The sequence below is a fragment of the Idiomarina abyssalis genome, from assembly GCF_019797805.1.
Lineage (GTDB): Bacteria > Pseudomonadota > Gammaproteobacteria > Enterobacterales > Alteromonadaceae > Idiomarina > Idiomarina abyssalis.
This window is the reverse complement of sequence record NZ_CP081832.1, coordinates 1,189,436-1,216,162: the sequence shown is the minus strand read 5'-3', so window position 1 is coordinate 1,216,162 and position 26,727 is coordinate 1,189,436. Positions and strand designations below refer to the sequence as shown.

Sequence of the window (26,727 nt, the reverse complement as noted above, 5' to 3'; positions counted from 1 at the left end):
GTTTACCCGAAATTAGACAATAATCCGAAAAAACGGTATAAACGAAGGGTGAAGTATTTTTATACAAACCTTTTAAAACAAACCTTGAATAAAGGAACAATTGAATGAGCAAACTGGATAAAGAAAAGGTACTCGCTGAATATACCGAAGCTTATCAAAAGGCTCACGGTAAAAAGCCTAAAATTGAAAGCAGCAACGGCTGGTACAGCGTTGATGGTGGCAAAAATGTGCGCCTGGCACAATTAGCAGATGAAGCTAAAGCTCTGGGTAAAGAGAAAAAGTCAGCGCCTAAAAAATCTGAAACTAAAAAGTCTGAACCCAAAAAGACTGAAGCCAAGAAACCGGCCGCGAAAAAAGCTGAGCCTAAGAAAAAGACTGAGAAAAAGCCTGCCGCTAAAAAATCGACAGCGAAGCAGTCACCGGCTAAAAAATCCAGTTCTGGCGGTTTAACCGCAAAAGAGTTATGGAAGCAAAAGTTGGAAAATAAAGGAAGTGATTGCCGCTTGCCTCGTGGTACAGCGTAAATCCTAGCCCGTAAAGCAAAAAGCGACCCTAAGGTCGCTTTTTTGTTTATCTTTTTTGCTTATAAAACATCGGGGTTCTTACCCGCTACGCGGTCAATCGGCACCTTGATTTTACGATAACGATGCACTAAAAAGTCACTGCGTTTAAAGATTACCTGCTCAGAGCCAAACTCGGCCTGAGAAACAAGAAACCGTTCGTTATCCAATGTTTTTACGACTATCCCTAACTTCCCCTGATGCGGACCACGCTTAATAAAAACCGTCTGCCCTTGTATGCGGGGGTTGTTGTAAGAAAATGTCGGATAATTTATTGCCACTGCAGCTTCCCTAAACCTTTTAAGGCTTGACCAATACTCTGGATTATACTCCTATTATCGGTCGCTGACAGAGATTCTTGATATTTATTTCTTACCAATATAGAGCGTGATCTCTCCTACCGGGAAGCCCCACTTGGACATATCCGTTCGATTGATCATATTGTCTTCATCAATCAGATAAAGCCAGTCATCCAGTGTCAAAACCATGGGTTCACCATCAACCTCTACTTCTAGCTGATAGCCCCAGTTTAATACGTTACCCGCAGTCGTCCCTCTGGCTACGCCTTTTACATCATCTGCGCGCCCTTCGTAACTGTTAGGCCCTGTTTTTGTTATACGCCAGACGCGGCGCTCTTCACGACCATCGGCATAGGTAAAATGTTCATCAAGAACACCTTCATTACCCTGCCAGGTGCCGGTCATAGTCACTTCAAAACGCTGAATAACTTCGCCGCTATAGTCCTGAACCATGCCATAAGCTACAAGCTCACCATTAAAAAACTCTTCCAGTTTTAATTCTGGCTTTTCACTCTTGTAAGCATCAATTCCGGTAGAGCAAGCGGACACTAAAAAAAGCAGAACGGTTACCGCTATCACTTTAAATAACTGCATACTATTTCTCTCCAATCAATTCGTTTCTTTCCGAACGAAAACGGCTGTTTTCAGATAACCAAATGGCTAAAAACTGTTCTGTGAACTCTTTGTCTTTAATGGTTCCCAGGAGTTTTTCGCCTTGATAAAACTCGGCCGATCCCTCTTCATCTTCAACCAGTAAGAGGCAGTCTCCTTCTTCTATATTCGGCCAAATTGAATCTAATTGCGCTAACCAGTCTTTGTGCTTTTCACGGTCAAGCTCCAGCTTCTGCCATTCTTCTTCTGTCGTCTCTATTAAATCTTTCGCTTTAATATCGCGCAGGTACTCTAATAACAGCGCTTGACGCTCATTCTTTTCATAATTCCCTGACGGGCTGAACAAGGTCGCATCGTAAACATCCCAGAAATAAACACTTAACCGGGTTTCTCCAACCTTACTGAAGTTACCAGGCACCGACTGCGAGCATTCGGCGGCGAAAAGGTTGACGCTGAAAAGCGCCAATAAACCAAATAATGTAAACCTCATAACTTCACTCTCCCGACTCTTTTTTGGGTGACATGGAGAAAACAAAGTAGGCCATCATTAATCCCCATATGACCGCATAACAGGCAATGACCAGCGGCATTGAATCAATTGTGGCGGCGTTTAACTCCACACCAGCAATATAGGTTATAGGCCCGGATACAGCACCAACCAGAACCGCAAAAATAGGTTTCGGAGCTAACCAGTCCAGAGCAACCGGTGCCATGGATGAAAAGCCAAGCCACAGCATAGCTAACCATAAAGGGAAGTAACCGCCGGCAAAGTCAATCACCCCCAGGCTTATGCTTATGGCCTCCAGTAACAGTCCAACTGCGAATAAGCGCAGAATTAAAGTCCAGCTGACTTTGACAACCCCAACGCTATAAACAAACTGCAATGCCAACAGAACACCGCTAAGAATGATATAACTGTCACGACCCGCCACAGCGCTAAACCACAACGCGTTAAATAGAACGAAGCTGACTATTTTGTGCTGAATAGAAGTCATTAGTAAGCCTGCGCTTTGCTGGCCGTAACCTGAACAACAGAAACTCGCTGTTCAAGAAAGCCACCTTCACAATAGCTAAAATAATAATTCCATAACCGCGAGAACCGCTCATCGTAGCCAAGTTCTTCCAGTTCCTTCTGGTGGCTGTTAAAACGTTCTTCCCATTGCCTTAGTGTTTTTGCGTAACTTAGACCAAAGTCATGTACATCACGAACAACTAAGTCGGTATAACGCGTAAATAGCTGAGTCATCTGGCTTAACGAAGGCAAAAAGCCTCCTGGAAAGATGTGCTTTTGGATAAAATCGACGGAGCGCGCGTACGATGCCGCACGCTGATCAGCAATAGTTATAGCCTGCAATGACATTTTCCCGTCTTCTTTTAAAAGCTTATTGCAGGTACGGAAGAAGGTTGGCAAATACTCTTTGCCAACGGCTTCTATCATTTCAACGGAAACCAACTTGTCATACTGCCCTTCCAGGTCCCGGTAATCTCGTTTGAGCAATTCAATTTTATCGGAGAGACCGGCGGCCTCAACTTGCTCTTTAGCGTACTGAAACTGCTCTTCTGATATCGTAGTTGTAGTAACCCGGCAGCCATAATGTTTCGCAGCGTAAACTGCCAGGCCACCCCAGCCGGTACCTATTTCCAATAAATGATCGTCAGGTTTTAATGCCAAAGAGTCGCATAAGCGCTTCATTTTATTACATTGAGCCTGCTCTAAAGAATCAGCTGCATCCAGGAACAATGCACTTGAATACTGCATCGCTTCGTCTAGAAAGCGAGTATAGAGCTCGTTACCCAAGTCATAGTGAGCTGAAATATTCTTTTTAGCCTGGCCTTTATGATTCCGGTTACTCCAATGCTGGTATTTATTAAACGGAAAAGTTAACCAAGCCAGACGAGTTTCCAGTTTATCCAGCGCCGGCAAATTGCGTGCAAAAACCCGGATAACAGCGGTTAAATCGGGAGTATCCCAGTGCTTATCGATATAAAGTTCGGCTGCACCAATACTTCCCCCGGTTACCAGGCGACGATAAAAAGAAGAGTCCTTAACATCAATTTCAGCGCTAAGCTCTTTATCGGCATGACCAAAGGTATCAATGAACGTGCCTTTTTCTTTTATCGTTAGCTGGCCATATTCCAAATGCGCTAATAATTTAAATGCGATAGTTCGGAATAATTTATCCCACACGCCGTATTGAATAGGCGCCACCATAGTCGTTTCACCACTGGACATACAAACTTGCCTTCTGATTATTTAACTACCAGGGTTTCCGTAAAATGGAACCCGCTTGATAAAAAGCTTTAACGCCTGCCAATAAATGCCACCAATAATTTTTATGGCCATGAAAGGTGTTGTTCTTAATACGCGGTAAATCGCACTACGGTTTAGCGGTTGCCGATTTAATTTCATTCCGGCAACAAAATCTTTGTTTTCCTGGTGAGCACTTAAAATAATTTTTAAGTTCTCATTAGGCGGGGTAATCTCCCAATGGTAAGTCATATCCATTGGGTTAAAAGGTGAGACATGAAACTGTTTCGTTGTTTTAGGCGAGTCTTCCGATAAATCAACTAAATAATAATGGCGTTGCAGCCATGGAGTATTACTAACTTCAGCCAGCATATAAGTAAATTCACCGGTTTCCTGCTGAAGAAAGTAAAAGTTTACCGGGCTAAAGAAAATGCCAAAAGTTCGTATATTACCCACAAAAAAAACATGACCGGTTAACGTTTTTCCAGCGAGGGAGGACATTTTCTTCAACGCCGCCTGATGCAGGGTGCCCTCTTCATCTTTCAGGTAATCTTTTCGACGAAACCACAAAGGGGCAAAACCTTTACATGACATCCAGCGGCTTAAACGATGGACGTCGTCGAGCTCAGATAAATCGATACACCACTGCTGGAACTTATAGTTAAATGCGTGGTGCTTAGGCCGATGCCTTACGTGAAAAACATCGCCCCAATAAATTACGCTGTTCATGAGTTTTCAATTGCCGCGGCATTTAGCCTGTTAACAACATCTATAGCACTTCTGACACCATCCTCATGGAATCCGTTATACCAATAAGCGCCGGCAAAATGGGTGTTATTTTTACCACAAATAAGATCACGCTTAGCTCTTGCTTTTAAAGATGCCACCGAATATTGAGGGTGATCATAGGTGAATTCCTCAATTATTTTTTCTGGGTCAATAGCCGCAGTATTGTTTAATGTGACACAAACCGTCTTATCACACTGCAACCCCTGCAGAATATTCATATTGTAAGTAACAGAGCTCGGTTGCATTGCTGCTGCCTCTTCTTCACGCAGAAGGTAGTTCCAGCTCGCCCAGGCACGCCGGTTCTTCGGTAGTAATTTTTCATCGGTATGAAGAACGACATCATTTGGACAGTACTCAATAGCCCCCAGAACGTCTTTCTCTGCTTCTGTTGCATCATGCAGCAAAGCCAAAGTCTGATCACTGTGACAGGCAAATATCACTTCATCAAAAAACTCTTCTTTCCCGCTACTGAATACTAAAACAACCTGCTCTTTCTGCCGCTTTACTGTCACGATCTCACTGTTTAAGTGAATGCTTTCCTTAAAGGGTTCTGTCAGCCTTGGTATATAGGCATGAGAGCCGCCCACCAGGGTATGCCATTGAGGCCGGTCACTGACATTGAGCAAACCGTGATTATTAAAAAAGCGCAGGAAGAACCCGAGGGGAAAATCCTTAGCATCTGCAAGGCTTGCCGACCAAATGGCTGAAACCATCGGCAGCAAATAGTATTCAGAAACGGGCGCCGGAATATCATGTTCAGTCAGAAACTCCGATAAGGTAACATTATCAAGCTCATTGACGTCGCCTTCTAATGCCTTTTTAGCCGCCTCGTTGAACTTAAGAATGCCCTTTAGAAGTCGATAAAATGACAAGCTGAACAAGTTTTTTCGCTGCGCGAACAAGGTATTCAAATTATGGCCGTTAAACTCCAACCCTGATTTCGGGTCGCGCACACTAAAGCTCATTTCAGTATCCCGCCACACGACCTTTAGTTCGCTTAGTAAGCGTTTGAACCTTGGATAAGTTTTATCATTAAAAACGATAAATCCGGTATCAACAGCAAACATATTACCGTTAATTTTTATATCACGAGTACAGGTATGGCCACCAATGTAATCATTCTTCTCATAAACGCTCACCTGATGCTCTTTACTCAAATAATAAGCGCTTGTTAAACCCGCAATACCACTTCCTATAACGGCTATCTTCATTACTGCTGCTTCCTTGCCATTTGTTCTGATAATTTAACTTGAATGCTTTCGGGTAAAATTGACATGAATTTCAAAAGGCTGCTGAAGAGCCACGGGAATGCGATATCCCGCTTACCCTTTTTAATTCCTTTAATGATTGCCTGAGACGCAAACTCAACATCAACGCGCATCGGCATTTCAAAATCATTGGCATCTGTCATTGGTGTTTTAACAAAGCCTGGGGACACTGTCTGAACCTTAATCCCTTTCGGCTTTAAATCCACTTCCAGGCTTCTGGCAATATAATGCATCGCTGCTTTAGAGCCACCGTATGCCTGAGCTTTGGTGAAAGGCAGAAGACGAGCCAGGCTGTCGACAATAACCAGATGTGCTGAATCGTTAAACTGTGGCAACAAGGCTTCTACACAATTCATGGTGCCAAAAACATTAACTTTAAATACGCGCTCAAACATGTCCGCATCAAACTCTGCAACATTCAGGTACTCGCAGACACCCGCGCATAATATGGCGACATCAATGTTTTCGACTTCTTTTAGCGAAGCCTTGGCAGACTCTTTATTGGTAATATCAAAAGCGGCACACGATATTTGTTCAGGGTATTGCTTCTGCAACTCACTAAGAGCCTCGTTATTGCGGCCGCAAACGACAACCATATTCCCGTCGGCTGCATAGTCCAGCGCAAGCTGCCGGCCAATACCTGAGGAAGCACCCGTAATTAAGACTTTCATTCGTCTGTCAGCCTCTGTTTAATTTTATCAATAACATAACCGACCAGAGGCACGTGCTCGTATAGCATGGCGCCGAGGTCATAATAATCTCGTTGCTCTCTAATTTTGCCATCTTCAAAAGTCAGGTAAGAAACCCCCGGCAGAATAATTTCCATACCGTTAGCTAATTTAGGGTGCGCATAACGCATTTGCCAGGCCAGAAAAGCTTGCCCCTCACCAACACACTCATCATCAAATGCGAAGTGGCAATATTCCACATTCTCCATTGTGTGCTTTAAATACTTACGAAAATCCTCTAGCCCAACCACATGCTGAATAGGATCAGTAAAGGAAATTTCCTCGTGATAGAGATCATCTAAGTCGTCGAGGTTTTCGGTTTTTAGCTCGTCGTAAAAGTCTTTTAACTTTTCAACTAATTCACTGTTATCCATTTTTCACCTGCTTAAACGTTGTTAAGAATCGCTCTCGAGCAAACTTATGCTCAACTACGGGTTCGCAATAGTTATTACTGCTTTGTTGCTGAAGCCAACTATGAGGCCAGTGAATATACTTTGTTGGTACTTCCTTAAGCTCGTGTACCCATTTACGAATGTATTCCCCTTCAGGATCAAACTTCTCACTTTGTTTAACAGGATTGAAAACTCTAAAATACGGAACTGCATCGGTACCAACCGAAGCGCTCCATTGCCAGCCGCCATTGTTTGCCGGAAAACTTCCGTCAATCAAATGCTGCATAAAGAAAGCTTCGCCTTTTCGCCAGTCCACTAGTAGATCTTTTACCAGAAAATTAGCTGTAATCATCCTTAAGCGGTTGTGCATCCATCCAGTTGATGTCAATTGACGCATTCCGGCGTCAACAATTGGGTATCCTGTACGACCCTCACACCAACGTTGAAAGGCGTCACTGTCGTCTAACCATTGAATACTATCGGTTTCAGCCTGAAAACTTTCACCCTTAGATAAGCGTGGCACAAAATACATAAGATGCTGATAAAATTCGCGCCAGGCTAACTCAGTAAGCCAGGTATCTGCTCCTGACGGCAGCCCAAAAGGAAACTCCGGGGAAAACTGATGCAGCGCACGCGCCGCGGTTTGCGGGCCGACAACACCCAAGGCTAAATAAGCAGAAAGTTTTGAGGTGCCACTTTCCGCCGGTATGTCTCTGGCGCTTTTATACTGCGATACACTATGGCCAACAAACTGCCCTAACTTACCCAAAGCTTCTTGCTCTCCTGCACTCCAGTCAGACGAATCCTTACTTTTAAAAGGAAGCTCCGGAAGCCCTTTGGCCTTTACCATGGTGTAGGGGGTAATTTTTGAGGGGTCATTTTGCCCTAGCTCGCTGATAACTTGTCGCCAACGTCGGTTAAAAGGAGTGAACTTCTTATAATAATCACCCTGCTGCGTCCTGACTTGTCCGGGGGCAACCAGTAAGTTTCCATGGTAAGTTATAAGTTCGATATCATCGTTGCTGAGTACAGCTTCTACCGCTGCGTCCCGACGTTTTTCATCGAGCGCATACTCTGCGTTAATATGAACCCGCTTAACTTCATGTTCACGGCAAAACTGCCTAAGCGCCCCCGGAACCTGGCTGAATTTTGGAACCAACCTGACTTCAAGCTCAATTCCGTTATCTGCTAAATCTTGTTGTAGACTCTTCAGGTTACGCCAAAGAAAATCGACTTTTATTGGCGCCCAGTTATGGTTATCCCAGGTTTCATAACAGGCAAAAAATACAGCAACCGGCGCTTCATCACTTTTACAGGCATGAAGTAACGCCGGGTTATCTAACATTCTCAAGTCACTACGGAACCAAATTGCGTCACGCATTTCTATAGCCCATAACGTAATTTTAAATCTTCAGGGTACGGTTTCAGGTACCACTGACCTTCCAGATACTCTTTTGGAAACTCTCTGAGATAATGTCGTATTAGTGTGAGTGGGGACATAAGCGGTAAAATACCGTCATGATACTGAAGAATTATGTCGCTCAGTTCTTCCCTGCGTCGCTGTTCAAGATCGGCTTTAAAATAGCCCTGAATATGTTGAAGTACGTTGGTATGGTTTTTACGCGACGCCGGTTTAGCTAAAGCGTCCATAACGTCGATAATGTATTGTTGAGCAAATACGTCGTCAATAACATCCTGCTCGCCCAGACGTTTGCCCAGTTCACGGTAAGCCTGCTGGTTGTGAGCCAGCAACAGCAACTTGCAACTTTGGTGAAACTGCAAAAGCCGATGTTTTGAAAGGTTATTCCTAACTTCTTTCCACTGATTAAAAACATAGACGCGCATAACGAAGTTTTCGCGCAAGTGAGGGTCATTCAACCGCCCGTCTTCTTCTAAAGGTAAAGCCGGATTATTCTCCTTAAGCCGGGCTGCAAAAATACCCATTCCCGCTTTTTGCGCATGGCCGGTTTCGGGATCATACAACTTAACACGCTCCATACCGCAACTGGGCGACTTAGCACAAAGAATATAGCCACTCAGCTCATCAACTTTAACCTGAACCTTGTCAGCAAAAGTCGCTAAGTCTTTTGTTACATTTTGCCCCGTCTTAGGCACCACCGCTTGAACAGTATCGTGCTGTTCAAGTCTAATGGTTGGTCTGGGCACCGGCATTCCTATTCCAACCTCCGGACAAAAACGTACAAGCTGAATGTGTCGGCTTAGCTCATCGACACAGAAAGAAGATTTTTTATGTCCCCCATCAAACCTGACTTCGTCACCCATCAAACAGGAACTGATACCAACCTTTAGTTTCACAATGTTATCCTTATTCACGTTTCCTGATGATAACCTACGGTATATCGCTAAAAATAGTTTGTCATTTACAAGATAAAAAAGATCCAACAAGACCCGCGCCGACGTAATGTTTGTTAAATGTTCAAAGTCGCTAACCAAATGAGGTTATATGCAGCAGTATCAGCAGTTACCGCTATTCCCGCTCACAGCGCATATAATGCCGGGCGGGCGCATGAAACTAAAAGTGTTCGAGCCTCGCTATACTCGGTTAGTTAAAGAGTGTCTGCAGAACGACAGCGAATTTGTTGTAGCCATGTTCAATAATGAACATGCCGCGACATCTGCTGACTATTTGCTGCCTTATGCAACCACAGTGAAAATCATTGACTTTGAACCGCGAGATGACGGCTTATTAGGTATTACCGTTGAAGGCAAAAACCGGGTTCGAATCGATGAACACTGGTCGGAAAATGACAAGCTCAGGTTCGGCAAAATTGAATACCTTGAGAACTGGCCGGAACTTGCGCTTGATGCAACCTCAAATAAGTTAAAGACCCGGCTTCAAGAAGCTTTTGAAACCTACCCGGAACTTTCTGAACTGCTGCCTGACCTGGGCTACGAAAATCTTGATTGGATCTGTTCTCGTTGGCTTGAAATACTGCCATTGGATGTTTACACCAAACAAGAACTTATTCGATGCGAAAATTGTCTTAAAGCAAAGGAATATCTGCTAGACTTAATTCGTTAATTGAATAAATATTCTGCCATCCGGGTGATCTTTTTTTTTAGCACCCCGTAATAGTTAGAACTAGTGAACAAAAGTAGCAGGTCTAATTATGCAAATGATGTCAGAAAGAACATCGACTCGGGGGTCTATGACTACCACCCAGACAGACGCTGCAGATAGAGCAGCGGAACTGCTGGCAAAGATCGCAGAAAATAGAAGTCGTGCTGCCTTTAGTGAACTTTTCAGGCAATTTGCACCAAAACTGCAATCCTACGCTACAAGACAATTTGGTAATGAACAAACCGCTATGGACTTAGTCCAGGAAACCATGACAAACGTCTGGCATAAAGCGCATTTGTTCAAGCCTGACCGTGGTTCACCTTCTACATGGATATTTACCATAGCGCGTAATATTCGTTTTGACTTACTCCGTAAGAACAAAAAACGTAAAGACGATATTAGTGCCGATGAACTATGGCCTATCCTCTCTGAACAAAACGACAGTCTCGATGACGGTTATGCGTTAGATCATGATGTGTTAATGCAGGAAATTTCGTTTTATTACGCACAACTGCCTGACGCACAACGCGTTGTTATAGAAAAGATTTATATTGAAGGCAAGTCCCAGCAAGAAGTATCCGATGCATTGGGAGTTCCTTTGGGGACAATTAAGTCCCGTACTCGTCTAGCATTAAAAAAATTGAAAGAGTTGATAGTCGATGATAATTAAATCACATCCAGGCGAAGGCCTTTTATACCAGTACGCTGCAGGTGACTTAAGTGCAGCGATGACCCTTGTCGTTGGGACACACATCGATATGTGTAAAGCATGTCGTCAAACAGTGTGTGAAATTGAACAAAAGCTGTGTGAAGAAAACCTGGATACTCTTGTTAGTGTCGCCAGCACTACCATGAGCAAGTCTCAGTGCGATCAAATGCTTGAAGCTATCTTTGCGTCTTCAGCATGTAACAAGCAGACTCGTCAGCCAAATGAGATACTTTCTCTGGAAGGTCGTCGATTCACTCTGCCCCGCACTTTAGCTCACAATAGCCATCGTATTGGTGAATGGTCTAAGCTGGTCGGAAAACTCTGGAGAGCACCTTTGACGTTGGATAACGGTAACCAAACTAACCTTATCTATATGGCGCCCGGTGCAAAAGTGCCTGAGCATACGCACAAAGGTCAGGAAGCGACATTGGTCATTGATGGCGTTTTTAACGATGAGAAAAATGAATACAGAGATGGTGATTTTATTTTGTTGGATCCAAGCAGAACGCATACACCGGAGACACAGGATGAAGATTGCTTAACTCTGGCAACATTAGATGCACCACTGCATTTTACTTCTGGCATCAGTCGTTTATTAAACCCCTTTAGCCAGTTGTTCTTTCGCTAATTCAAGTAATAAAATTTAGTACCTAAATACGAAAAGAGCCTGAAGTTAACCTTCAGGCTCTGCGTTTTCTACACGGCTTTTAAATTTTTGCCCGGGTTTAAAAGTAACCACGCGACGCGCCGAAATTGGAATTTCTTCACCCGTTTTAGGATTACGGCCAGGGCGCTGATTTTTGGTTCGCAGTTCAAAGTTGCCAAAACCTGACAACTTCACTTGCTCCCCTTTTTCCAAAGCAACTCTGATTTCTTCAAAAAAATCTTCAACCAACACTTTGGCATCTTGTTTACTAATACCGTATTTGTCGAACAGTACTTCCGCCAATTCTGCTTTGGTCAGCGCCATAGTTTAATCCCTCAATGTTGCATTAAACTCACTCTTTAATGTCTCAATAAATTTCGTCATAAGCTCAGTGACTTCGGCTTCTTCAAGCGTCTTGTCGCTGTCTTGTAATGTCACAGACAGTGCCAAGCTCTGCTTACCTTCTGGTACACCATCGCCGACATAAACATCAAACAAGTTTAGGTCAACTAACTGTTTTACGCCAACATTTTCCATCGCAGCTATCAGCTCACCCGCCGCAATCTGCTTATCAACGACGACAGCAAGGTCCCTGCGAATGGATGGATAGCGAGAGACGGGCTTTGCCAACGGTAAAGGTCGTTGAGTCACGGCTGATAACGACAACTCGAAAACAAAGGTGCGTTGATTAAGACCGAGAGCCTTATCAAACTTCGGATGTAAAGCACCGATGTCACCAACTTTTTCAGAGCCATGGTAAATAGCCGCCGACTGCCCCGGATGCAAAGCCGGGTTTTGCGACGCAACAAACCGAAATTCAGCTGAATTACCCGTTTGAGCTAACAGGGCTTCGACATCCCCTTTCACGTCATAAAAGTCAACGCTACGATCACCTTCAGACCAATGCTCTGAATGCGCTTTACCAGACCGTATACCGCTGATTACCGCTTCCTGACGAACGCCATTTTCTGCCGACTCATCGGGGATAAAACGTAATCCCGTTTCAACAAAAGCTAAAACAGCCTGTTGACGCTTCTGGTTATGAGCAACCGCGCCGACTAAGCCCGGCCACAAGCTCACACGCATAGAAGACATATCCACTGAAATTGGGTGTGGCAAGGTCAGTGCTGCAGTTTCATCAAACATTAACGCCTGGTGTTTAGGATCAACAAAGCTGTAAGTTATTGCTTCCTGATAACCACGGCAGACCATAGCATCAATCAGTTTGTGAGTACTAAGCTCGCCTTCTTTACGCTCTGTCATGCGCAGTTGAGCTGCAGGAGGCGCTGCCTGAATTGAGTTGTAACCGTAGATACGGGCAACTTCTTCAATCAAGTCTTCTTCTATACTCAAGTCAAAGCGGTATGAAGGAATACCGACTTGCCATTGCTGGCCGTCAAATGAAACATCAAAGCCTAAACGCTCTAAAATTTCGGTAACGCTGTCGTCAGCAATGCTAACGCCTAACACTTTTGCTAAGCGGCTAATTCTTAGTGTGATATCCGAGCGTTGTGGTAAAAACTCTTCTGACACCGCTTCGGTTACCGGCCCCGCTTCACCACCGCAAATTGCCAACAATAATTCTGTGGCTCTCTCCATAGCAGCGCGCTGCAACTGAGGGTCTACGCCGCGCTCGTAACGATGCGAAGCGTCGGTATGCAAACCATAACGGCGGGCTTTTCCTAAAATAGCATCCGGTGCGAAGAACGCACTTTCCAGAAAGATGTTCTGGCTGTTTTCAGTAACACCGCTGTTCTTACCACCGTAAACACCAGCCATTGCTAATGCTTTGTTATCATCGGCAATAACCAAGGTATCCTCATCCAACTCAACTTCTTGATCATCAAGCAAAGTAAGCTGTTCTTTAGGCTGGGCTAAACGAACCGTTATGTCGCCCTCTAACGCATCTAAGTCGAACGCATGCATTGGGTGGCCCAGCTCTAGCAACACGTAGTTAGTGATATCAACGACCGGATCAATGCTGCGAATACCACTACGTCTTAATTTCTCTGTCATCCAGACAGGCGTTGGACGCGTTAAATCCACACCCTTAACAACCCGGCCTAAATAACGCGGACATTGCTCTGCAGCCGACAAAGTAATACTTAGTACGTCATCAATAGTTGCTTTCACTTCGCTGCTTTGTGGTGCTGACACATCCATACGATTCAACACACCCACCTCACGCGCTATACCTCTAATACTCAGGCAGTCACCACGATTAGGTGTTAAGTCAATATCGATGCTGTTGTCATCAAGCTGCAGGTACTTACGATAATCTTCGCCTACCGGAGCATCTGTTGGTAACTCGATAATGCCTTCATGTTCATCAATCAGACCTAACTCTTTAAATGAGCACAGCATTCCGTTTGATGGCTGACCACGCAGTTTTGCTTTTTTGATTTTGAAGTCGCCGGGTAAAACTGCACCGACTTTAGCGACAGCAACTTTAATGCCCTGGCGGCAGTTCGGCGCACCACAAACAATATCAACAGGCTCGCTTTCGCCAACGTTAACTTTGGTAATTTGTAGTTTATCTGCGTCCGGGTGAGGACCACATTCAATCACTTCACCAACGACGACAGTATGGAATTCATCGGCAACCGGCTCAACAGCATCTACTTCAAGACCTGCCATGCTGAGCTGTTCACTCAATTCATGACTGCTGATGTCGGGGTTAACCCATTCCCTTAACCATTGTTCACTGAATTTCATTGCTTACTGCCCGTTAGTTGAATTGTTTGAGGAAACGCAGATCGTTCTCGAAGAACGCACGTAAGTCATTCACGCCGTAGCGCAACATGGTAAGACGCTCAACGCCCATACCAAACGCAAAGCCGGTGTACTTTTCCGAATCAATGCCTACCGCCTTCAATACGTTTGGGTGCACCATGCCGCAACCTAAAACTTCTAGCCATTTACCGTCTTTACCCATTACATCAACTTCTGCTGAAGGTTCGGTAAACGGGAAGTACGAAGGTCTGAAACGCACCGTCAGCGACTCTTCGAAAAAGTGATTCAGGAAGTCTTCTAAAATTCCTTTTAATTGCGTAAAGCTGACATCGGTATCAACCATTAACCCTTCGACCTGGTGAAACATTGGCGTGTGGGTCTGATCGTAATCGTTCCGGTACACACGGCCCGGAGAAATGATACGCAATGGAGGTTTTTCATTCTCCATAGTACGAATTTGCACACCAGAGGTTTGTGTACGCAGCATTGTTGAGGGAGTGAAATAAAACGTATCGTGATCAGCTCGAGCCGGATGATTCGCTGGAATATTCAGCGCATCGAAGTTATGAAAACCGTCTTCTACTTCCGGACCTTCTTTTACGCTAAAACCTAAGTCACCGAAAAACTGTTCAATACGACGAATAGTCTGAGTAACCGGATGCACACCACCTACTGCTGAATGCCGTCCGGGCAGAGTAACGTCTATCCGCTCCGCTTCCAGCTTTTGTGCTAACTCAGCCGCTTTCAATAGTTCTTTACGAGCATTGATACTCGTCTGAACTTGCTGTTTGGCTTCGTTAATTTTCTGTCCGGCTTCCCGACGTTCAGACGGATCCAGCTTACCCAAGCCTTTTAAAAGCTCGGTAAGCTGTCCTTTTTTGCCCATATACTCGACGCGGACTTCGTCTAACGCAGTCGGTGAATCTGCGGCCGCAATGGCCGATTCAGCCTGCTCAACAATTTGCTCTAGCTGCATCGTATCCCTCAACAACACAAGATAAATAATAAAGGCGCTATAATAGCGAATTTTCAATGAAAAAGGGAGCCAATTGGCTCCCTTCTGAATCTGTTTATTCTAACCAATAAAGGTCTTGAATAATTACAGTGCGCCTTTTGCTTTCTCAACCAAAGCGGCAAAACCGTTTTGATCATGAACAGCGATATCGGCTAAGATTTTACGATCGATTTCAATAGATGCTTTTTTCAGACCATTGATAAAGCGGCTGTAAGACAGACCGTTTTGACGAGCCGCAGCATTGATACGAACAATCCATAATTGACGGAATTGACGTTTCTTGTTGCGACGGTCACGGTATGCGTATTGACCTGCTTTAGTTACTGCCTGGACCGCTACGCGATAAACGCGACTACGGGCACCATAATAACCTTTCGCCTGCTTCAGGACTTTTTTGTGACGCGCTCTCGCGATTACACCACGTTTTACTCGTGCCATTTGCTATCTCCCCTTATGCGTACGGTAACATGCGAGCGACTAATTGAACGTCGGCCTCATGGACCATGTTCTTCGCGCGAAGCTGACGCTTACGCTTAGGGCTCTTCTTAGTCAGAATGTGACGCAAGTGAGATTGCTTGCACTTAAAACCACCAGAAGCAGTCTTCTTAAAGCGCTTGGAAGCGCCTTTGTTCGATTTCATTTTTGGCATGAAATTAAACTCCGCATTGTTGATAAAAGTGTGAAAGGGTGAGCCTGACAATCAGACTACTTGTAAACCACGATCACTTCTTGTTGGGTGCCAAGACCATAATCATCTGGCGCCCTTCGGCACGTCTTGGGAACGACTCAACAATTGAGATTTCTTCTAAATCGTTTTTAACGCGATTCAGCAATTCAATGCCCAACTCTTGGTGTGCCATTTCCCGGCCACGGAAACGGATAGTGACTTTGGTTTTGTCACCTCCCTCGAGGAAACGACGCAGGTTGCGCAGTTTTACCTGGTAGTCGCCCTCATCAGTACCAGGTCGGAACTTAACTTCCTTAACCTGAATCTGTTTCTGTTTTTTCTTCTGCTCTTTCTGTTCTTTACTCTTTTCAAAGAGGAACTTGCCGTAATCCATCAGGCGGCAGACTGGTGGTTCTGCGTTAGGGCTCATCTCCACCAAATCAACACCAGCTTCTGCTGCTGCATCAAGAGCCTCGTTAATACTGACGACACCAGCTTGTTCACCATCGGTTCCGATTAAGCGAACTTCATCAACGCCTGTAATTTGTTCGTTGATACGGTTTTTATCTGCAGCTTTCTGAGTTCTTTTTCCGCCTTTAATGGTTTATTCCTCCAAACAATTAATCAATTTTGCGAGTACGGACTTCGTCCTCTACACGAGTAATGAAGTCTTCTAACGGGAATTTGCCCAAGTCTTCACCACCACGTGTACGTACCGCAACCTCACCAGCTTCGACTTCTTTGTCGCCGACAACCAGTAAATATGGAACACGTTTTAATGTGTGTTCACGGATTTTAAAGCCTATCTTCTCATTTCTCAAGTCGGCTGATGCACGAATTCCCTTTTCGTTCAGGGTTTTGACAACTTTTCGCACATAATCGCTTTGATTATCCGTGATATTCATTAATACAACTTGCGTTGGCGACAACCACAACGGGAAGTGCCCTGCGTACTCTTCAATAAGAATACCCATAAAGCGTTCAAGTGAGCCCAAAATAGCGCGGTGAATCATAACTGGCGTATGTCGCTCGTTATCTTCGCCCACGTAAGTAGCGCCTAAACGCCCTGGCAACGCAAAATCGAGCTGTATTGTACCACATTGCCAGGCTCTGCCCAGACAATCGAACAAAGTAAATTCTATTTTCGGACCATAAAAGGCCCCTTCACCCGGTAAATAAGAGAAATCGATGTCATTATTCTTCAGAGCCTGAGCCAATGCTGTTTCAGAACGATCCCAGGTAGCATCGTCGCCTAAGCGTTTTTCAGGGCGCGTTGAAAGCTTCACATCAATGTTCTCGAAACCAAAGGTTTTGTAGGTTTCATAAACCATTCTGATGCAACCCGCGACTTCTTCCTGAACCTGCTCTTCAGTACAGAAAATGTGCGCATCATCTTGTGTAAAACCACGAACACGCATCAGACCGTGCAAAGCACCTGAAGGTTCATTACGGTGACAGCTACCAAACTCAGCCATGCGTAACGGCAAATCACGGTAAGATTTCAAGCCCTGATTAAAGATTTGAACATGGCCCGGGCAGTTCATTGGCTTAACGGCGTATTCGCGGTTTTCCGATGAAGTGGTGAACATCAGTTCTGAGAATTTCTCCCAGTGACCCGATTTTTCCCACAATACCCGGTCCATCATCATAGGACCTTTGACTTCCTGATAGTCATACTCGCGCATCTTCTCGCGAATGTAAGTTTCCAGCTCACGGAAAATTGTCCAGCCGTTGTGGTGCCAGAAAACCATACCCGGCGCTTCTTCCTGCCAGTGGAATAAATCCTGAGCTTTAGCAATTTTACGGTGGTCGCGCTTTTCTGCTTCTTCTAAACGCTGTAAATAGGCTTTTAACTGTTTTTTATCTGCCCAGGCCGTACCGTATATACGCTGCAGCATTTTGTTGTCAGAGTCACCGCGCCAGTATGCGCCGGCCATTTTCATAATTTTAAAATGTTGGCAAAATTTCATGTTTGGCACATGAGGGCCACGACACATGTCGACGTATTCTTCGTGATGATAAAGCCCCGGGTTGGCATCGGTTGGGATGTCTTCGTCCAGGATCTCTATTTTATAAGGTTCATGGCGTTCTACGAAAGTTTCACGGGCTTCTTTCCAACTGACCTTTTTCTTAATAACGGCATATTCCGTCTTAGCCAGTTCTTTCATCCGCTTTTCAAGCTTTTCCAGGTCTTCCTGAGTGAAAGTGTGATCAACGTCGATGTCGTAGTAAAAGCCATTATCGATGACCGGACCAATAGCCATTTTCGCATCTGGCCACAGCTGTTTTACCGCGTGCCCCATTAAGTGAGCACAAGAGTGACGAATAATGTGTACGCCGTCGTCATCTTTTGGTGTCACAATTTCAATGCGAGCGTCGTGCTCGATGACTTCACAGGCATCAACCAGCTCACCGTCAATACGGCCAGCGACCGTTGCTTTAGCAAGGCCAGCGCCAATATCGGCAGCCACTTCCATAATGCTTACGGGTTTATCGAATTCGCGTTGACTTCCGTCAGGGAGAGTAATTACAGGCATGAAACTTCCTTTCCAACCAGTGGTGACACCTACCAAGTGCCACGTGCTCTATTTTTGGTTTTAACTGTTCTATAGAAAAAACCTACGAAATTTTTTGCGTTCGGTACCATCGAACGCGAGACGCTACTATAATCGACCGCTTACATTTGAGCAACCGCCGAGCCTGTTTTGACATCAGACATTGCCGGAGAATTGACCGGGCAACTTGCCGCTTTATTAGCCGCCAGTTTTTGGGCTGTCGCCACGCTGCTGTATCACCGCGCCGGTAGTCATTTCTCGCCCTTACAAATGAATTTGGTTAAAGGCGTTATTGCAACTCCCCTGCTTTTGATTGTGAGCCTGTTACTAGGTAACTCGCTGGAACTCAATTCCGGCCTTTGGTTACTTACCCTAAGCGGTATTATAGGTATTACCATTGGCGACAGTTGTCATTTTGCCGCTCTGCGCCGTTTAGGCCCCTGGCACGCTATGTTACTGGAGTACCTGGCACCGCCACTGGCTGCATTCATGGCCTGGTTATTCTTGAATGACGGTCTATCCACCATTGAAATTACCGGTGCAGTCATAACCTTAAGCGGCGTTCTGTGGGTCGTTACAGAAAAAGCCCCTGACAAACAACCTGCGCTTTCTTTATCTGGTATCTTTTTCGGTTGCGGCGCGGCGCTCTGTCAGGCCACCGGGTTAGTCATGGCTTTTGCGGTACTAATGCAGTCGAATGTTAACGCTATTGATGCGGCATTTGTGCGTCTTGCCGCAGGGTCTTTGTTGCTTGCCATAATTGTCGGGCTTTCAAAGCGAGGCGCGTACAACGCAATCATAAAACAAGTTCGCTCTATCAATCCGTTGCCACTGCTCGGCGCCATTGTATTCGGTACATTTCTGGCTATTTGGTTACAGCAAATTTCAATCGCCAATATCAACCCGGGTCTTACCCAAACCTTGCTATCCACCGCACCACTCTTTTTAATACCGATATCTTTACTGAAAAAACAACGAATTACCCCACGTTCTATAGCCGGAGCCCTAATCTCATTGGGCGGAATCAGTATTTTATTTCTATAGTAAGACGTAGAACCTTATTTCGTTGAGGATGCGAGGATAAACACTGACATCCCGGCAAAGGAGTTACCAATGAACGAAGAAAACTTACAAAGTGTGTCGGTGAAATGCCCGCACTGTGGTCACAATACTTTTTTGGATATTGACGCATCGGAGGGAAATCAGGACTATCAGGAAGAGTGTTCCGCCTGCGGTGACCTCATTCATGTTCAGTTACAGGTTGATGAAGTTAACCAACAGGCGCGCGTTAAAGTAGACGGCAACGACGAACAGTTTTACTGACGTTTAGCCAGCACCCGCTCAACGGTTTCAACAATAGTGATGGTTTGCTGATCAAGTTCAATGTTCAAACTGTCACCCACCTGCGTTGATTCTAAGTTGGTTAAGCGCAACGTTTCAGGAATTAAGTGCAGACTAAAGTAATTTGCGTCTACCTGACCTACCGTCAAACTCGCTCCATTAACTGCAATAAACCCTTTGGCAAACAAATACGGCGTGTATTGCTCCGGGAGTTCTACCCACATAGCGACATTATTGCCGGACGTATCAATTTTAGTCACTTTGCCCTGACAATGAATATGACCGGAAACCGCGTGCCCGCCAATTTCATCACCCACTTTAAGCGACCGCTCCAGGTTCACCGTATCCCCCTCGCTTAACAACCCCAGGTTCGTTAACCGCAAGGTTTCATCAATAACGTCAAAGTGCACCTGGGTATCGTTAAACTCAACCACAGTTAAACAGCAACCATTTATCGCAATACTTGCACCAATGGCCAAGTTTTGTAGAAATTGAGGTTCAGTTTTAATGACCAAGTGTCGAAAAGATCCTTGGTCAGAGACTGAAAATATCGTAGCTTGGGTTTGGACAATACCGGTAAACATCGATAAAACCTTGTTGCAAGGAATAAAATAATGAAGCGAAGTGTACTGATTTTCAGGCCTTTTGGCTATGTGTTAGTGGTCTTAGGATTATCTGCCTGCTCAGATGATCCAGGACTAACAGAGTACGCCGATAAGCTGAATAACCAAGTTCACAGTACACTCAACCTGCCTACTCAAACGATACAGGCGCCTAAGCCTCAACTGCAGTACCCTGCTAAACGCGATTTAACGCTTAATATTGAGCGAACCAGCATGGGGTTACTGGACAGTCTGCAGCTTAATCATTGCCAATTAGGTCAGTTGATTGCCGAAAACAACAGCTCGCTGGGCAGGCTAAAAAATGGATTCAGCCGCTACCATGCTGATCTGGCAATGATTCAGGCACTCAATGAATGCATTGAACACCCTGATTCAACCGGCGTTAAAGACAAATTAAAAGAAGCTCTGGCGCATAAAGAGTCACAGCTTAAGAACAGCCTGGCGAACGCCTTTGCCCGCGACGACGGGCTCAGAAAAGCTTTGTCAGTAGGAAATAATTCGTTACCCAAAATACACGTTACCGAATACAACTACGCGGTAAATGCACTGGAACGTTTCACCCGCATACTGGAACGCTGGAGCTACACAAAAAAAGCGGATGACCCGGCAGAACTCATAAAAATGCTTGGCCGTTTAGAGCGTAGTAATTACCTTCCCGACCTTTACCGCACTATGCTGGACTACTCCTATAAATTGGAGAAAATGACTGAGCTTCTGCCTGAGATTCCTCAATCAGTTTACTGCCAGAATGACCAAGTACCCGATAAAGCTCTGGAGCTGAAAAAAGCTTTTAACGCCATTTATATTGAAGAAATGCAAGGCGACATAGCGGAAATTATCGAACAGCATCAGCGTTTACTGATGACTCTTGAAAGTCTCGAAGGAATAGCACCTCAGCCCGAGTTAAAGACCTACATTGCAGAGTTGGGTACGCTCAGTAAAAAGCTCACCGATGCATCAGTGCATTTTGTTCGCCCGTGGCAGAGGTTTTACAGTGCCTGTGACTTTACGCCGGGCCTGGATTAAACGTAGCTGACTCAATTTACTGGCGCCGACTTTACGCTTACAGATGCCATATTTTAGTCAGACTGGGGTGTGGCTTACCTTGCTCTTTTTCATGAATTTCATTGATAACGTAGCGTAAACCAAGAAATACCCAGAGCCAGAAAGCCGCAAACAGTGTACCAACCATAATAACGATGACCGATGAACGCATCAAAATATCCACATGCAGAATATTAAACCCAAGCTGCGCGATGATACCCGCTATTCCGGCAAGAAAAAGAAGCCCGGCAAACGCCCGTATTACTCGTAAAAAATTTAACATGAAACCTCCTGAGTCTTTGCCGATTTCCCCCTATCCCCTTTTATTGAAGCCGAAAAAGAAAATTTGAGCAAATTCAACGGGACTTAAGCGCAACACCTCTGGCTCTGTATTGAATAGAATTTCGACAAACAAATGGGTTTCATAAAAAATCACTTGCACCTGTTAGCGCAAATCACTAATATACCGCCCGTCTTAACGACACTTCTAAATGTGCGTCCGTAGCTCAGTTGGTTAGAGCGCTGCCTTGACATGGCAGAGGTCGGTAGTTCGAGTCTACTCGGACGCACCATTTGAAAATCCCTCTCAAGTCTTCTAAATTCAATACTTTCAGCACGTTAAACTTTTCACATAGAAGTTGACTCATGCATGACTAATTCGGGCATCATACTGGTAGCGTCAGCGGCGCTTTTCTGGGGTTTGTCGGGCGGAATTGCCGGTATTCTCATTAACAACGACTGGGATGCCCTGTTAATCTCTTTCTACCGCGGCGCAATTGGATTAGTATTTGTGCTTATTTGGCTGGCACTGAGGCCTCGATACAGCGGTCTGGCCAATAGTCGGTTATGGCTATGGGCCGTCATTGCAGGGCTGGGTGTAGCCGGTAACTTCGGTTTTTACTTCTTTAGTATTTCCGAAAGCAACGTTGCGGTTGCTGCAACCCTTATGTATTGCGCGCCAATATTTGTTTACCTCATTTCTTTTGCGCTCAAGCTGGAAAGCCCTACGCTCGCAAAATGGGCAGCAATTGCGTTAGTTATGGTGGGTGTTGTGCTGCTGACCCGTGTTTATCAAATGGAAGGGAACAGCATTACCCTGCTGGGTGTGGCAACGGGGTTACTCTCAGGACTGTCCTTGGCTCTTTTTATCTTCGGCTTTAAATACGCCACTCAGCACGGCAGCCCGCAGGCCATTCTTAGCATTGCTTTTTTAACCCTTGTTGTGGTGCTGGGTGTTCTGATAGATCCGGCAGAAGCAGCTCAGGTGCCAGGTTCGGTCGACTGGCCCCTATTTGCCATTATTGGGGTGCTTGGCGGCGGTGCATCCTTTATTCTGTATCTTATTGGCTTACGAAGAACACCACCGGCCTTAGCCTCTATTGTGGCCACAATAGAGCCCGTCACGGCTTCGCTTTTCGGCGTAATTGTTTTAGGTGAAATACTGGCTTACTCACAAGTATTAGGCATGCTGCTTATTCTTGTCACTGTCACTGCTTTGGGTGTTTATTCCGGTAAAGAGTCTTCTGATTAAACGGATTATCGCACTACCTTTTGTCCAAAGCCTGTTACAATACACCAAGAAACTTAAACCGAAAGTAGCCTCTTAATGCCTGACCAGACTCCAGCAAACACAGCCGAAATTACTCAATTTAATCAGCTAAAATTAGCGCCAGCCTTAATCTCCAGACTGAATGAAATTGGTTATGAACAAATGACACCCGTTCAGTCATTAAGCTTACCAGTTATTCTGGATAATGCGGATGCGGTTGTACGGGCCAATACCGGTTCAGGAAAAACAACGGCTTTTGCGCTGGCTCTGCTGTCCAAGTTAAATACTAAAAGCTTTGCCCCACAAGCGTTAGTGCTTTGCCCTACACGCGAATTAGCTCATCAAGTTGCCGAAGAAGTTCGTAACTTAGCTAAATCTATGACGAACATAAAAGTATTAACCCTATGTGGTGGAGAGCCAAGCCGCATCCAGACCAGTTCCCTTGAGCATGGCGCTCATGTACTGGTTGGGACTCCCGGGCGTGTACTTGACCACCTTGAGCAACGAAATGTTGATTTGTCCGCGCTGAACACCTTTGTTCTGGACGAGGCTGACCGTATGCTCGAGATGGGGTTTCAGGAGAGCCTGAGCGCTATTGTTAAGCACATTCCTAAAGCGCGACAAACCCTGTTATTTAGTGCGACTTATCCAAAGAATATCGCGGCTTTGGCTGAGCAGGTAACAACCAAAGCGACCAATATTAATGCGATTCAGGAAGCAGCAAGACCCAGAATTAAACAACACTTTTATGCAATGAACAACGAAGACAGCGCACAACTGGTTATGAGCGTGTTAACGGAGCACCAGCCAGAAAACTGTCTTGTTTTTTGCAACACAAAGAACGAAGTTAAGGACATACTCAGTACGCTGCAGGCAAACAAATTCAGCGTGTTAGCTTTGCACGGAGAGCTTGAACAAAAAGACCGTGATCAGGCAATTATACAATTCAGTAACGGCAGTGTGCGGGTACTTGTAGCAACCGATGTCGCCTCTCGCGGGTTAGATATTGCTGAGCTCGACTTGGTTGTTAATGTTCATATGGCTCACGATTTAGATACCCATACCCACCGTATAGGCCGTACCGGCCGTGCCGGAAAAGAAGGTATGGCTATAACCTTAGTTTCCGCACAGGACGACTATAAAATGCGACTGCTTGAAGACACTTTCGCCGAGCCCATTCAGGTACAACCTGCACCAAACTTACCTGGCATTAAACCTCTGAAAGCGACTATGACAACGCTGCAAATAAGCGGCGGAAAGAAAGATAAATTAAGACCAGGTGACATTGTCGGAGCACTAACCAGAGACGATGTTCTGAGTGCAGACGATATTGGAAAAATAAAGCTGGAAAATACGTTTGGTTTTGTTGCCGTACATTCTCGTTTGGCAAAACACGCTTTAGGTCTTATTGGTAACAATAAGATAAAGGGTAAGAAGTTTCGCGCAAAACTGCTTTAAATAGTTCAGAGAATAAATAAAAAAAACGGTGGCATTTTACCGCCACCGTTTTCACTTCTAGTTTCCTGAGCTCAGCTTTTATTTCAGATCAAAACGATCTAACTGCATGACTTTCGTCCATGCCTGAACAAAGTCACCGACAAACTTCTGGTCTGCATCGCTCATTGCATAAACTTCAGCAACAGCACGCAATTCAGAGTTCGAACCAAAAATCAGGTCAACCGGCGTTGCTGTATATTTCTGTTCTCCGGTTTTACGGTCGTAACCTTCGTAGATAGCTTCATTGTCCGATGACTGCTTCCATTCGTTATCCATGCTTAGCAGGTTAACGAAAAAGTCATTACTTAATGTACCCGGCTTGTCAGTAAACACACCATGGTCACTGCCATCATAGTTAGCATCTAAAGTACGCAAACCACCGACTAATACAGTCATTTCCGGTACGGTTAAGGTTAACTGGTCAGCTTTATCGACCATGTGCTGAGCTGGCGGCACTCGGTTACCTTCAGCATAATAGTTGCGGAAGGCATCGGCTTTAGGTTCAAGGAAAGAAAACGAATTAACGTCGGTCATTTCCTGAGACGCGTCAGTGCGGCCCGGCTCAAACGGAACGGTCACATCATAGCCAGCGTCTTTCGCTGCTTTTTCAATAGCCGCTGCACCACCAAGAACAATAACGTCAGCTAACGACACTTGCTTGTCGCCTGATAACTCATCATTAAAGTCTTCCTGAACACCCTTCAATGTATTTAGCGCTTTCTTAAGTTCAGTTGGGTTATTCGCTTCCCAACTCACCTGAGGCTCTAATGCAATACGAGCGCCATTAGCACCACCACGCATGTCAGTACCGCGGAAGCTTGATGCCGATGCCCAGGCTGTGCGCACTAACTGAGGGACAGAAAGACCAGACTTCAGAATTACCGCTTTAAGCTGCTCAATTTCACCATCGTTAATCAGCTCAAAGTCCACTTCAGGGATAGGATCTTGCCATAGAAGATCTTCCTGCGGAGCCATATCGCCAAGATAACGCTGCTTAGGACCCATATCACGGTGCGTCAGCTTGAACCAGGCTTTGGCAAAGGCCAATTCAAACTCTTTAGGGTCTTCGTGGAAGCGCTTAGCGATTTTACGATACTCAGGGTCCTCTTTTAGCGAAAGGTCCGTCGTAAACATAATAGGTGCATGACGTTTGCCTTCAACGTGCGCGTCCGGCACCAGTGCTGACGCCTGACCGTCAACAGGGATCCACTGAATAGCGCCTGCAGGACTCTTTGTCTGTTCCCACTCAAAACCAAACAAGTTATCCAGGTACTGAGTTGTCCATGCGGTTGGATTCACTGACCACGCACCTTCTAAACCACTGGTGATGGTGTCTTCAGCATTGCCCTTGCCACATTTGTTTTTCCAGCCCAGCCCCTGCTCTTCTACACCCGCAGCTGCTGGTTCTGCACCTAAGCAGTCTTCTGGCTTGTGCGCGCCGTGCGCCTTACCAAAGGTATGTCCGCCGGCAATTAAGGCGACCGTTTCTTCGTCGTTCATTGCCATACGGCCAAAGGTGTCGCGTATATCTTTTGCTGCCAATAACGGGTCAGGTTTACCGTTTGGTCCTTCAGGGTTAACGTAAATTAAGCCCATCTGAACAGCTGCCAGAGGGTTTTCAAGTTCACGATCACCTGAGTAACGTTCGCCACCGCCTAACCATTCTTTTTCAGGCCCCCAGTAAACAATGTCGGGTTCCCATGCATCTTCGCGTCCACCGGCAAAACCGAAGGTTTCAAAGCCCATCGATTCAAGCGCAACGTTACCGGTTAACACCATTAAATCAGCCCAGGAAATATTCTTTCCATACTTCTGCTTAACCGGCCACAATAGGCGGCGCGCTTTATCCAGACTGACGTTATCCGGCCAGCTGTTCAAAGGTTCAAAACGTTGCTGAGCGCCTGCGGCACCACCACGGCCGTCCTGAACCCGATAAGTTCCGGCTCCGTGCCAGGCCATACGAATAAAGAAAGGACCATAATGCCCATAATCGGCCGGCCACCAGTCCTGATCCGATGTCATTAATTCTTCAATGTCTTTTTTGACTTGCTCTAGATCAAGCTGACTGAAAGCCTCAGCGTAATCAAAATCATCGCCATAAGGGTCTGACTCCGGGCTGTGTTGACGTAGAGGCTCTAAATTGAGCTTATTTGGCCACCAAAACTCGTTCGACTTAGGCTCAGGAGAGTTCATCTCGTAAGATGAGTTTTCCTGGGCATTGGCAACACCTGATCCCACGGAAAGCGATATCGCAATCGCTACAGTAGAAAGTAAAGGTACTGTTTTATTAAACATGATTAATTACCCTTTTTGTTAGACACAGTAAGTGCGCTATTAATATAGACTAAACGCGGTGTTTTGGGGGGCTCA

30 protein-coding genes and 1 tRNA gene are annotated in these 26,727 nt (G+C 45.4%); 10 read left to right on the top strand and 21 right to left on the bottom strand.

The features are described from left to right. Positions 1 to 104 precede the first annotated feature (104 nt). Positions 105 to 524, top strand: coding sequence for a hypothetical protein (locus K5X84_RS05755; RefSeq protein WP_222236913.1), 420 nt, complete (start codon positions 105 to 107; stop codon positions 522 to 524). A 59-nt stretch (positions 525 to 583) separates the two neighbouring features. Here the strand turns inward: K5X84_RS05755 and K5X84_RS05750 are convergent, their stop codons facing one another. The 11 genes from K5X84_RS05750 to K5X84_RS05700 all read right to left on the bottom strand — a co-directional run bounded on the left by K5X84_RS05750 (position 584) and on the right by K5X84_RS05700 (position 9,215). Beyond that, positions 584 to 841: a DUF3912 family protein gene (locus tag K5X84_RS05750; RefSeq protein WP_054487590.1), complete on the bottom strand. Its 258-nt coding sequence runs from the start codon at positions 839 to 841 to the stop codon at positions 584 to 586. An 84-nt stretch (positions 842 to 925) separates the two neighbouring features. After that, positions 926 to 1,453, bottom strand: coding sequence for a DUF3833 domain-containing protein (locus tag K5X84_RS05745; RefSeq protein WP_054487588.1), 528 nt, complete (start codon positions 1,451 to 1,453; stop codon positions 926 to 928). Between the two features lies 1 nt (position 1,454). After that, positions 1,455 to 1,961: a chalcone isomerase family protein gene (locus tag K5X84_RS05740; protein WP_054487586.1), complete on the bottom strand. Its 507-nt coding sequence runs from the start codon at positions 1,959 to 1,961 to the stop codon at positions 1,455 to 1,457. A 4-nt stretch (positions 1,962 to 1,965) separates the two neighbouring features. Beyond that, the gene (locus K5X84_RS05735) at positions 1,966 to 2,466 is read right to left on the bottom strand and encodes a DUF2878 domain-containing protein (RefSeq protein ID WP_199494688.1); all 501 of its coding nucleotides are present in this window, start codon (positions 2,464 to 2,466) and stop codon (positions 1,966 to 1,968) included. Further along, on the bottom strand, positions 2,466 to 3,704 hold the full coding sequence (locus tag K5X84_RS05730; protein WP_222236912.1) for an SAM-dependent methyltransferase: 1,239 nt from the start codon (positions 3,702 to 3,704) through the stop codon (positions 2,466 to 2,468). Before K5X84_RS05730 ends, K5X84_RS05735 begins: the two co-directional genes overlap by 1 nt. A gap of 21 nt (positions 3,705 to 3,725) precedes the next feature. Continuing rightward, positions 3,726 to 4,448: a DUF1365 domain-containing protein gene (locus K5X84_RS05725; protein WP_222236911.1), complete on the bottom strand. Its 723-nt coding sequence runs from the start codon at positions 4,446 to 4,448 to the stop codon at positions 3,726 to 3,728. Continuing rightward, positions 4,445 to 5,719, bottom strand: a complete 1,275-nt coding sequence (locus tag K5X84_RS05720) for an NAD(P)/FAD-dependent oxidoreductase (RefSeq protein WP_222236910.1) — start codon at positions 5,717 to 5,719, stop codon at positions 4,445 to 4,447. The genes K5X84_RS05725 and K5X84_RS05720 overlap by 4 nt, the downstream gene beginning before the upstream one ends. Next, entirely contained in the window at positions 5,719 to 6,447 is a 729-nt protein-coding gene (locus K5X84_RS05715) for an SDR family NAD(P)-dependent oxidoreductase (protein ID WP_199494692.1), read from the bottom strand. Before K5X84_RS05715 ends, K5X84_RS05720 begins: the two co-directional genes overlap by 1 nt. Beyond that, positions 6,444 to 6,878, bottom strand: coding sequence for a nuclear transport factor 2 family protein (locus K5X84_RS05710; RefSeq protein ID WP_054487575.1), 435 nt, complete (start codon positions 6,876 to 6,878; stop codon positions 6,444 to 6,446). Before K5X84_RS05710 ends, K5X84_RS05715 begins: the two co-directional genes overlap by 4 nt. Further along, positions 6,871 to 8,277 (bottom strand): deoxyribodipyrimidine photo-lyase, encoded by a 1,407-nt coding sequence (gene phrB, locus K5X84_RS05705; protein ID WP_222236909.1) that lies wholly within the window; start codon positions 8,275 to 8,277, stop codon positions 6,871 to 6,873. Before phrB ends, K5X84_RS05710 begins: the two co-directional genes overlap by 8 nt. Before the next feature lie 2 nt (positions 8,278 to 8,279). Then, a complete protein-coding gene (locus tag K5X84_RS05700) occupies positions 8,280 to 9,215 on the bottom strand; it encodes a YbgA family protein (RefSeq protein WP_222236996.1) in 936 nt (311 codons plus the stop codon). Positions 9,216 to 9,360: 145 nt separating this feature from the next. On the opposite strand from K5X84_RS05700, the gene K5X84_RS05695 reads away from it, so the two are divergent. The 3 genes from K5X84_RS05695 to K5X84_RS05685 all read left to right on the top strand — a co-directional run bounded on the left by K5X84_RS05695 (position 9,361) and on the right by K5X84_RS05685 (position 11,315). Next, positions 9,361 to 9,939 carry an LON peptidase substrate-binding domain-containing protein gene (locus K5X84_RS05695; RefSeq protein ID WP_054487571.1) on the top strand — a complete coding sequence of 193 codons (579 nt, stop codon included), beginning with the start codon at positions 9,361 to 9,363 and terminating at the stop codon, positions 9,937 to 9,939. Between the two features lie 88 nt (positions 9,940 to 10,027). Next, on the top strand, positions 10,028 to 10,648 hold the full coding sequence (locus tag K5X84_RS05690; RefSeq protein ID WP_054487569.1) for a sigma-70 family RNA polymerase sigma factor: 621 nt from the start codon (positions 10,028 to 10,030) through the stop codon (positions 10,646 to 10,648). Next, positions 10,638 to 11,315 carry a ChrR family anti-sigma-E factor gene (locus K5X84_RS05685; protein ID WP_222236908.1) on the top strand — a complete coding sequence of 226 codons (678 nt, stop codon included), beginning with the start codon at positions 10,638 to 10,640 and terminating at the stop codon, positions 11,313 to 11,315. The genes K5X84_RS05690 and K5X84_RS05685 overlap by 11 nt, the downstream gene beginning before the upstream one ends. A 45-nt stretch (positions 11,316 to 11,360) precedes the next feature. Here the strand turns inward: K5X84_RS05685 and K5X84_RS05680 are convergent, their stop codons facing one another. The 7 genes from K5X84_RS05680 to thrS all read right to left on the bottom strand — a co-directional run bounded on the left by K5X84_RS05680 (position 11,361) and on the right by thrS (position 18,285). Next, on the bottom strand, positions 11,361 to 11,657 hold the full coding sequence (locus tag K5X84_RS05680) for an integration host factor subunit alpha (RefSeq protein ID WP_054487565.1): 297 nt from the start codon (positions 11,655 to 11,657) through the stop codon (positions 11,361 to 11,363). Between the two features lie 3 nt (positions 11,658 to 11,660). After that, positions 11,661 to 14,048, bottom strand: a complete 2,388-nt coding sequence (gene pheT / locus K5X84_RS05675; protein WP_222236907.1) for a phenylalanine--tRNA ligase subunit beta — start codon at positions 14,046 to 14,048, stop codon at positions 11,661 to 11,663. 13 nt (positions 14,049 to 14,061) lie between these two features. Beyond that, a complete protein-coding gene (gene pheS, locus K5X84_RS05670; RefSeq protein WP_011234641.1) occupies positions 14,062 to 15,042 on the bottom strand; it encodes a phenylalanine--tRNA ligase subunit alpha in 981 nt (326 codons plus the stop codon). A gap of 123 nt (positions 15,043 to 15,165) precedes the next feature. Then, positions 15,166 to 15,519 (bottom strand): 50S ribosomal protein L20, encoded by a 354-nt coding sequence (rplT, locus tag K5X84_RS05665; RefSeq protein ID WP_011234642.1) that lies wholly within the window; start codon positions 15,517 to 15,519, stop codon positions 15,166 to 15,168. A 13-nt stretch (positions 15,520 to 15,532) separates the two neighbouring features. Beyond that, entirely contained in the window at positions 15,533 to 15,730 is a 198-nt protein-coding gene (rpmI, locus tag K5X84_RS05660; RefSeq protein ID WP_054487561.1) for a 50S ribosomal protein L35, read from the bottom strand. A gap of 73 nt (positions 15,731 to 15,803) precedes the next feature. After that, positions 15,804 to 16,349, bottom strand: a complete 546-nt coding sequence (gene infC / locus K5X84_RS05655) for a translation initiation factor IF-3 (protein WP_011234644.1) — start codon at positions 16,347 to 16,349, stop codon at positions 15,804 to 15,806. 19 nt (positions 16,350 to 16,368) lie between these two features. Continuing rightward, positions 16,369 to 18,285, bottom strand: a complete 1,917-nt coding sequence (gene thrS, locus K5X84_RS05650; RefSeq protein WP_054487558.1) for a threonine--tRNA ligase — start codon at positions 18,283 to 18,285, stop codon at positions 16,369 to 16,371. A gap of 168 nt (positions 18,286 to 18,453) precedes the next feature. On the opposite strand from thrS, the gene K5X84_RS05645 reads away from it, so the two are divergent. Both K5X84_RS05645 and K5X84_RS05640 read left to right on the top strand, forming a co-directional pair. Next, the gene (locus tag K5X84_RS05645; protein WP_222236906.1) at positions 18,454 to 19,347 is read left to right on the top strand and encodes a DMT family transporter; all 894 of its coding nucleotides are present in this window, start codon (positions 18,454 to 18,456) and stop codon (positions 19,345 to 19,347) included. A gap of 69 nt (positions 19,348 to 19,416) precedes the next feature. Continuing rightward, positions 19,417 to 19,626, top strand: coding sequence for a CPXCG motif-containing cysteine-rich protein (locus K5X84_RS05640; RefSeq protein ID WP_054487553.1), 210 nt, complete (start codon positions 19,417 to 19,419; stop codon positions 19,624 to 19,626). Here the strand turns inward: K5X84_RS05640 and K5X84_RS05635 are convergent. Further along, on the bottom strand, positions 19,620 to 20,228 hold the full coding sequence (locus K5X84_RS05635) for a riboflavin synthase (protein ID WP_054487552.1): 609 nt from the start codon (positions 20,226 to 20,228) through the stop codon (positions 19,620 to 19,622). The two genes, K5X84_RS05640 and K5X84_RS05635, sit on opposite strands and share 7 nt — an antisense overlap. A gap of 30 nt (positions 20,229 to 20,258) precedes the next feature. On the opposite strand from K5X84_RS05635, the gene K5X84_RS05630 reads away from it, so the two are divergent. Next, entirely contained in the window at positions 20,259 to 21,293 is a 1,035-nt protein-coding gene (locus K5X84_RS05630; RefSeq protein WP_222236905.1) for a DUF3080 domain-containing protein, read from the top strand. A 37-nt stretch (positions 21,294 to 21,330) separates the two neighbouring features. On the opposite strand, the gene K5X84_RS05625 is transcribed toward K5X84_RS05630, so the two are convergent. Then, positions 21,331 to 21,594 carry a hypothetical protein gene (locus K5X84_RS05625; RefSeq protein WP_054487548.1) on the bottom strand — a complete coding sequence of 88 codons (264 nt, stop codon included), beginning with the start codon at positions 21,592 to 21,594 and terminating at the stop codon, positions 21,331 to 21,333. A gap of 212 nt (positions 21,595 to 21,806) precedes the next feature. On the opposite strand from K5X84_RS05625, the gene K5X84_RS05620 reads away from it, so the two are divergent. From K5X84_RS05620 to dbpA, 3 genes are all read left to right on the top strand, one after another. Beyond that, positions 21,807 to 21,883, top strand: a tRNA-Val gene (locus tag K5X84_RS05620). 77 nt (positions 21,884 to 21,960) lie between these two features. After that, a complete protein-coding gene (locus K5X84_RS05615; protein WP_222236904.1) occupies positions 21,961 to 22,842 on the top strand; it encodes a DMT family transporter in 882 nt (293 codons plus the stop codon). Positions 22,843 to 22,917: 75 nt separating this feature from the next. Beyond that, positions 22,918 to 24,318, top strand: coding sequence for an ATP-dependent RNA helicase DbpA (gene dbpA, locus K5X84_RS05610; RefSeq protein ID WP_222236903.1), 1,401 nt, complete (start codon positions 22,918 to 22,920; stop codon positions 24,316 to 24,318). A gap of 78 nt (positions 24,319 to 24,396) precedes the next feature. On the opposite strand, the gene katG is transcribed toward dbpA, so the two are convergent. After that, positions 24,397 to 26,652, bottom strand: a complete 2,256-nt coding sequence (gene katG, locus K5X84_RS05605) for a catalase/peroxidase HPI (RefSeq protein ID WP_222236902.1) — start codon at positions 26,650 to 26,652, stop codon at positions 24,397 to 24,399. Between the last annotated feature and the right edge of the window lie 75 nt (positions 26,653 to 26,727).

Coding starts and splice junctions, on each gene's coding strand:
- katG (WP_222236902.1), bottom strand. CDS start 26,652: ATGTTTAATAAAACAGTACCTTTACTTTCTACTGTAGCGATTGCGATA.
- K5X84_RS05680 (WP_054487565.1), bottom strand. CDS start 11,657: ATGGCGCTGACCAAAGCAGAATTGGCGGAAGTACTGTTCGACAAATAC.
- K5X84_RS05730 (WP_222236912.1), bottom strand. CDS start 3,704: ATGTCCAGTGGTGAAACGACTATGGTGGCGCCTATTCAATACGGCGTG.
- dbpA (WP_222236903.1), top strand. CDS start 22,918: ATGCCTGACCAGACTCCAGCAAACACAGCCGAAATTACTCAATTTAAT.
- rpmI (WP_054487561.1), bottom strand. CDS start 15,730: ATGCCAAAAATGAAATCGAACAAAGGCGCTTCCAAGCGCTTTAAGAAG.
- K5X84_RS05745 (WP_054487588.1), bottom strand. CDS start 1,453: ATGCAGTTATTTAAAGTGATAGCGGTAACCGTTCTGCTTTTTTTAGTG.
- thrS (WP_054487558.1), bottom strand. CDS start 18,285: ATGCCTGTAATTACTCTCCCTGACGGAAGTCAACGCGAATTCGATAAA.
- K5X84_RS05715 (WP_199494692.1), bottom strand. CDS start 6,447: ATGAAAGTCTTAATTACGGGTGCTTCCTCAGGTATTGGCCGGCAGCTT.
- K5X84_RS05615 (WP_222236904.1), top strand. CDS start 21,961: ATGACTAATTCGGGCATCATACTGGTAGCGTCAGCGGCGCTTTTCTGG.
- K5X84_RS05735 (WP_199494688.1), bottom strand. CDS start 2,466: ATGACTTCTATTCAGCACAAAATAGTCAGCTTCGTTCTATTTAACGCG.
- K5X84_RS05635 (WP_054487552.1), bottom strand. CDS start 20,228: ATGTTTACCGGTATTGTCCAAACCCAAGCTACGATATTTTCAGTCTCT.
- K5X84_RS05710 (WP_054487575.1), bottom strand. CDS start 6,878: ATGGATAACAGTGAATTAGTTGAAAAGTTAAAAGACTTTTACGACGAG.
- pheS (WP_011234641.1), bottom strand. CDS start 15,042: ATGCAGCTAGAGCAAATTGTTGAGCAGGCTGAATCGGCCATTGCGGCC.
- pheT (WP_222236907.1), bottom strand. CDS start 14,048: ATGAAATTCAGTGAACAATGGTTAAGGGAATGGGTTAACCCCGACATC.
- K5X84_RS05755 (WP_222236913.1), top strand. CDS start 105: ATGAGCAAACTGGATAAAGAAAAGGTACTCGCTGAATATACCGAAGCT.
- K5X84_RS05740 (WP_054487586.1), bottom strand. CDS start 1,961: ATGAGGTTTACATTATTTGGTTTATTGGCGCTTTTCAGCGTCAACCTT.
- phrB (WP_222236909.1), bottom strand. CDS start 8,277: ATGCGTGACGCAATTTGGTTCCGTAGTGACTTGAGAATGTTAGATAAC.
- K5X84_RS05625 (WP_054487548.1), bottom strand. CDS start 21,594: ATGTTAAATTTTTTACGAGTAATACGGGCGTTTGCCGGGCTTCTTTTT.
- K5X84_RS05695 (WP_054487571.1), top strand. CDS start 9,361: ATGCAGCAGTATCAGCAGTTACCGCTATTCCCGCTCACAGCGCATATA.
- K5X84_RS05630 (WP_222236905.1), top strand. CDS start 20,259: ATGAAGCGAAGTGTACTGATTTTCAGGCCTTTTGGCTATGTGTTAGTG.
- K5X84_RS05720 (WP_222236910.1), bottom strand. CDS start 5,719: ATGAAGATAGCCGTTATAGGAAGTGGTATTGCGGGTTTAACAAGCGCT.
- rplT (WP_011234642.1), bottom strand. CDS start 15,519: ATGGCACGAGTAAAACGTGGTGTAATCGCGAGAGCGCGTCACAAAAAA.
- K5X84_RS05685 (WP_222236908.1), top strand. CDS start 10,638: ATGATAATTAAATCACATCCAGGCGAAGGCCTTTTATACCAGTACGCT.
- K5X84_RS05725 (WP_222236911.1), bottom strand. CDS start 4,448: ATGAACAGCGTAATTTATTGGGGCGATGTTTTTCACGTAAGGCATCGG.
- K5X84_RS05640 (WP_054487553.1), top strand. CDS start 19,417: ATGAACGAAGAAAACTTACAAAGTGTGTCGGTGAAATGCCCGCACTGT.
- K5X84_RS05690 (WP_054487569.1), top strand. CDS start 10,028: ATGCAAATGATGTCAGAAAGAACATCGACTCGGGGGTCTATGACTACC.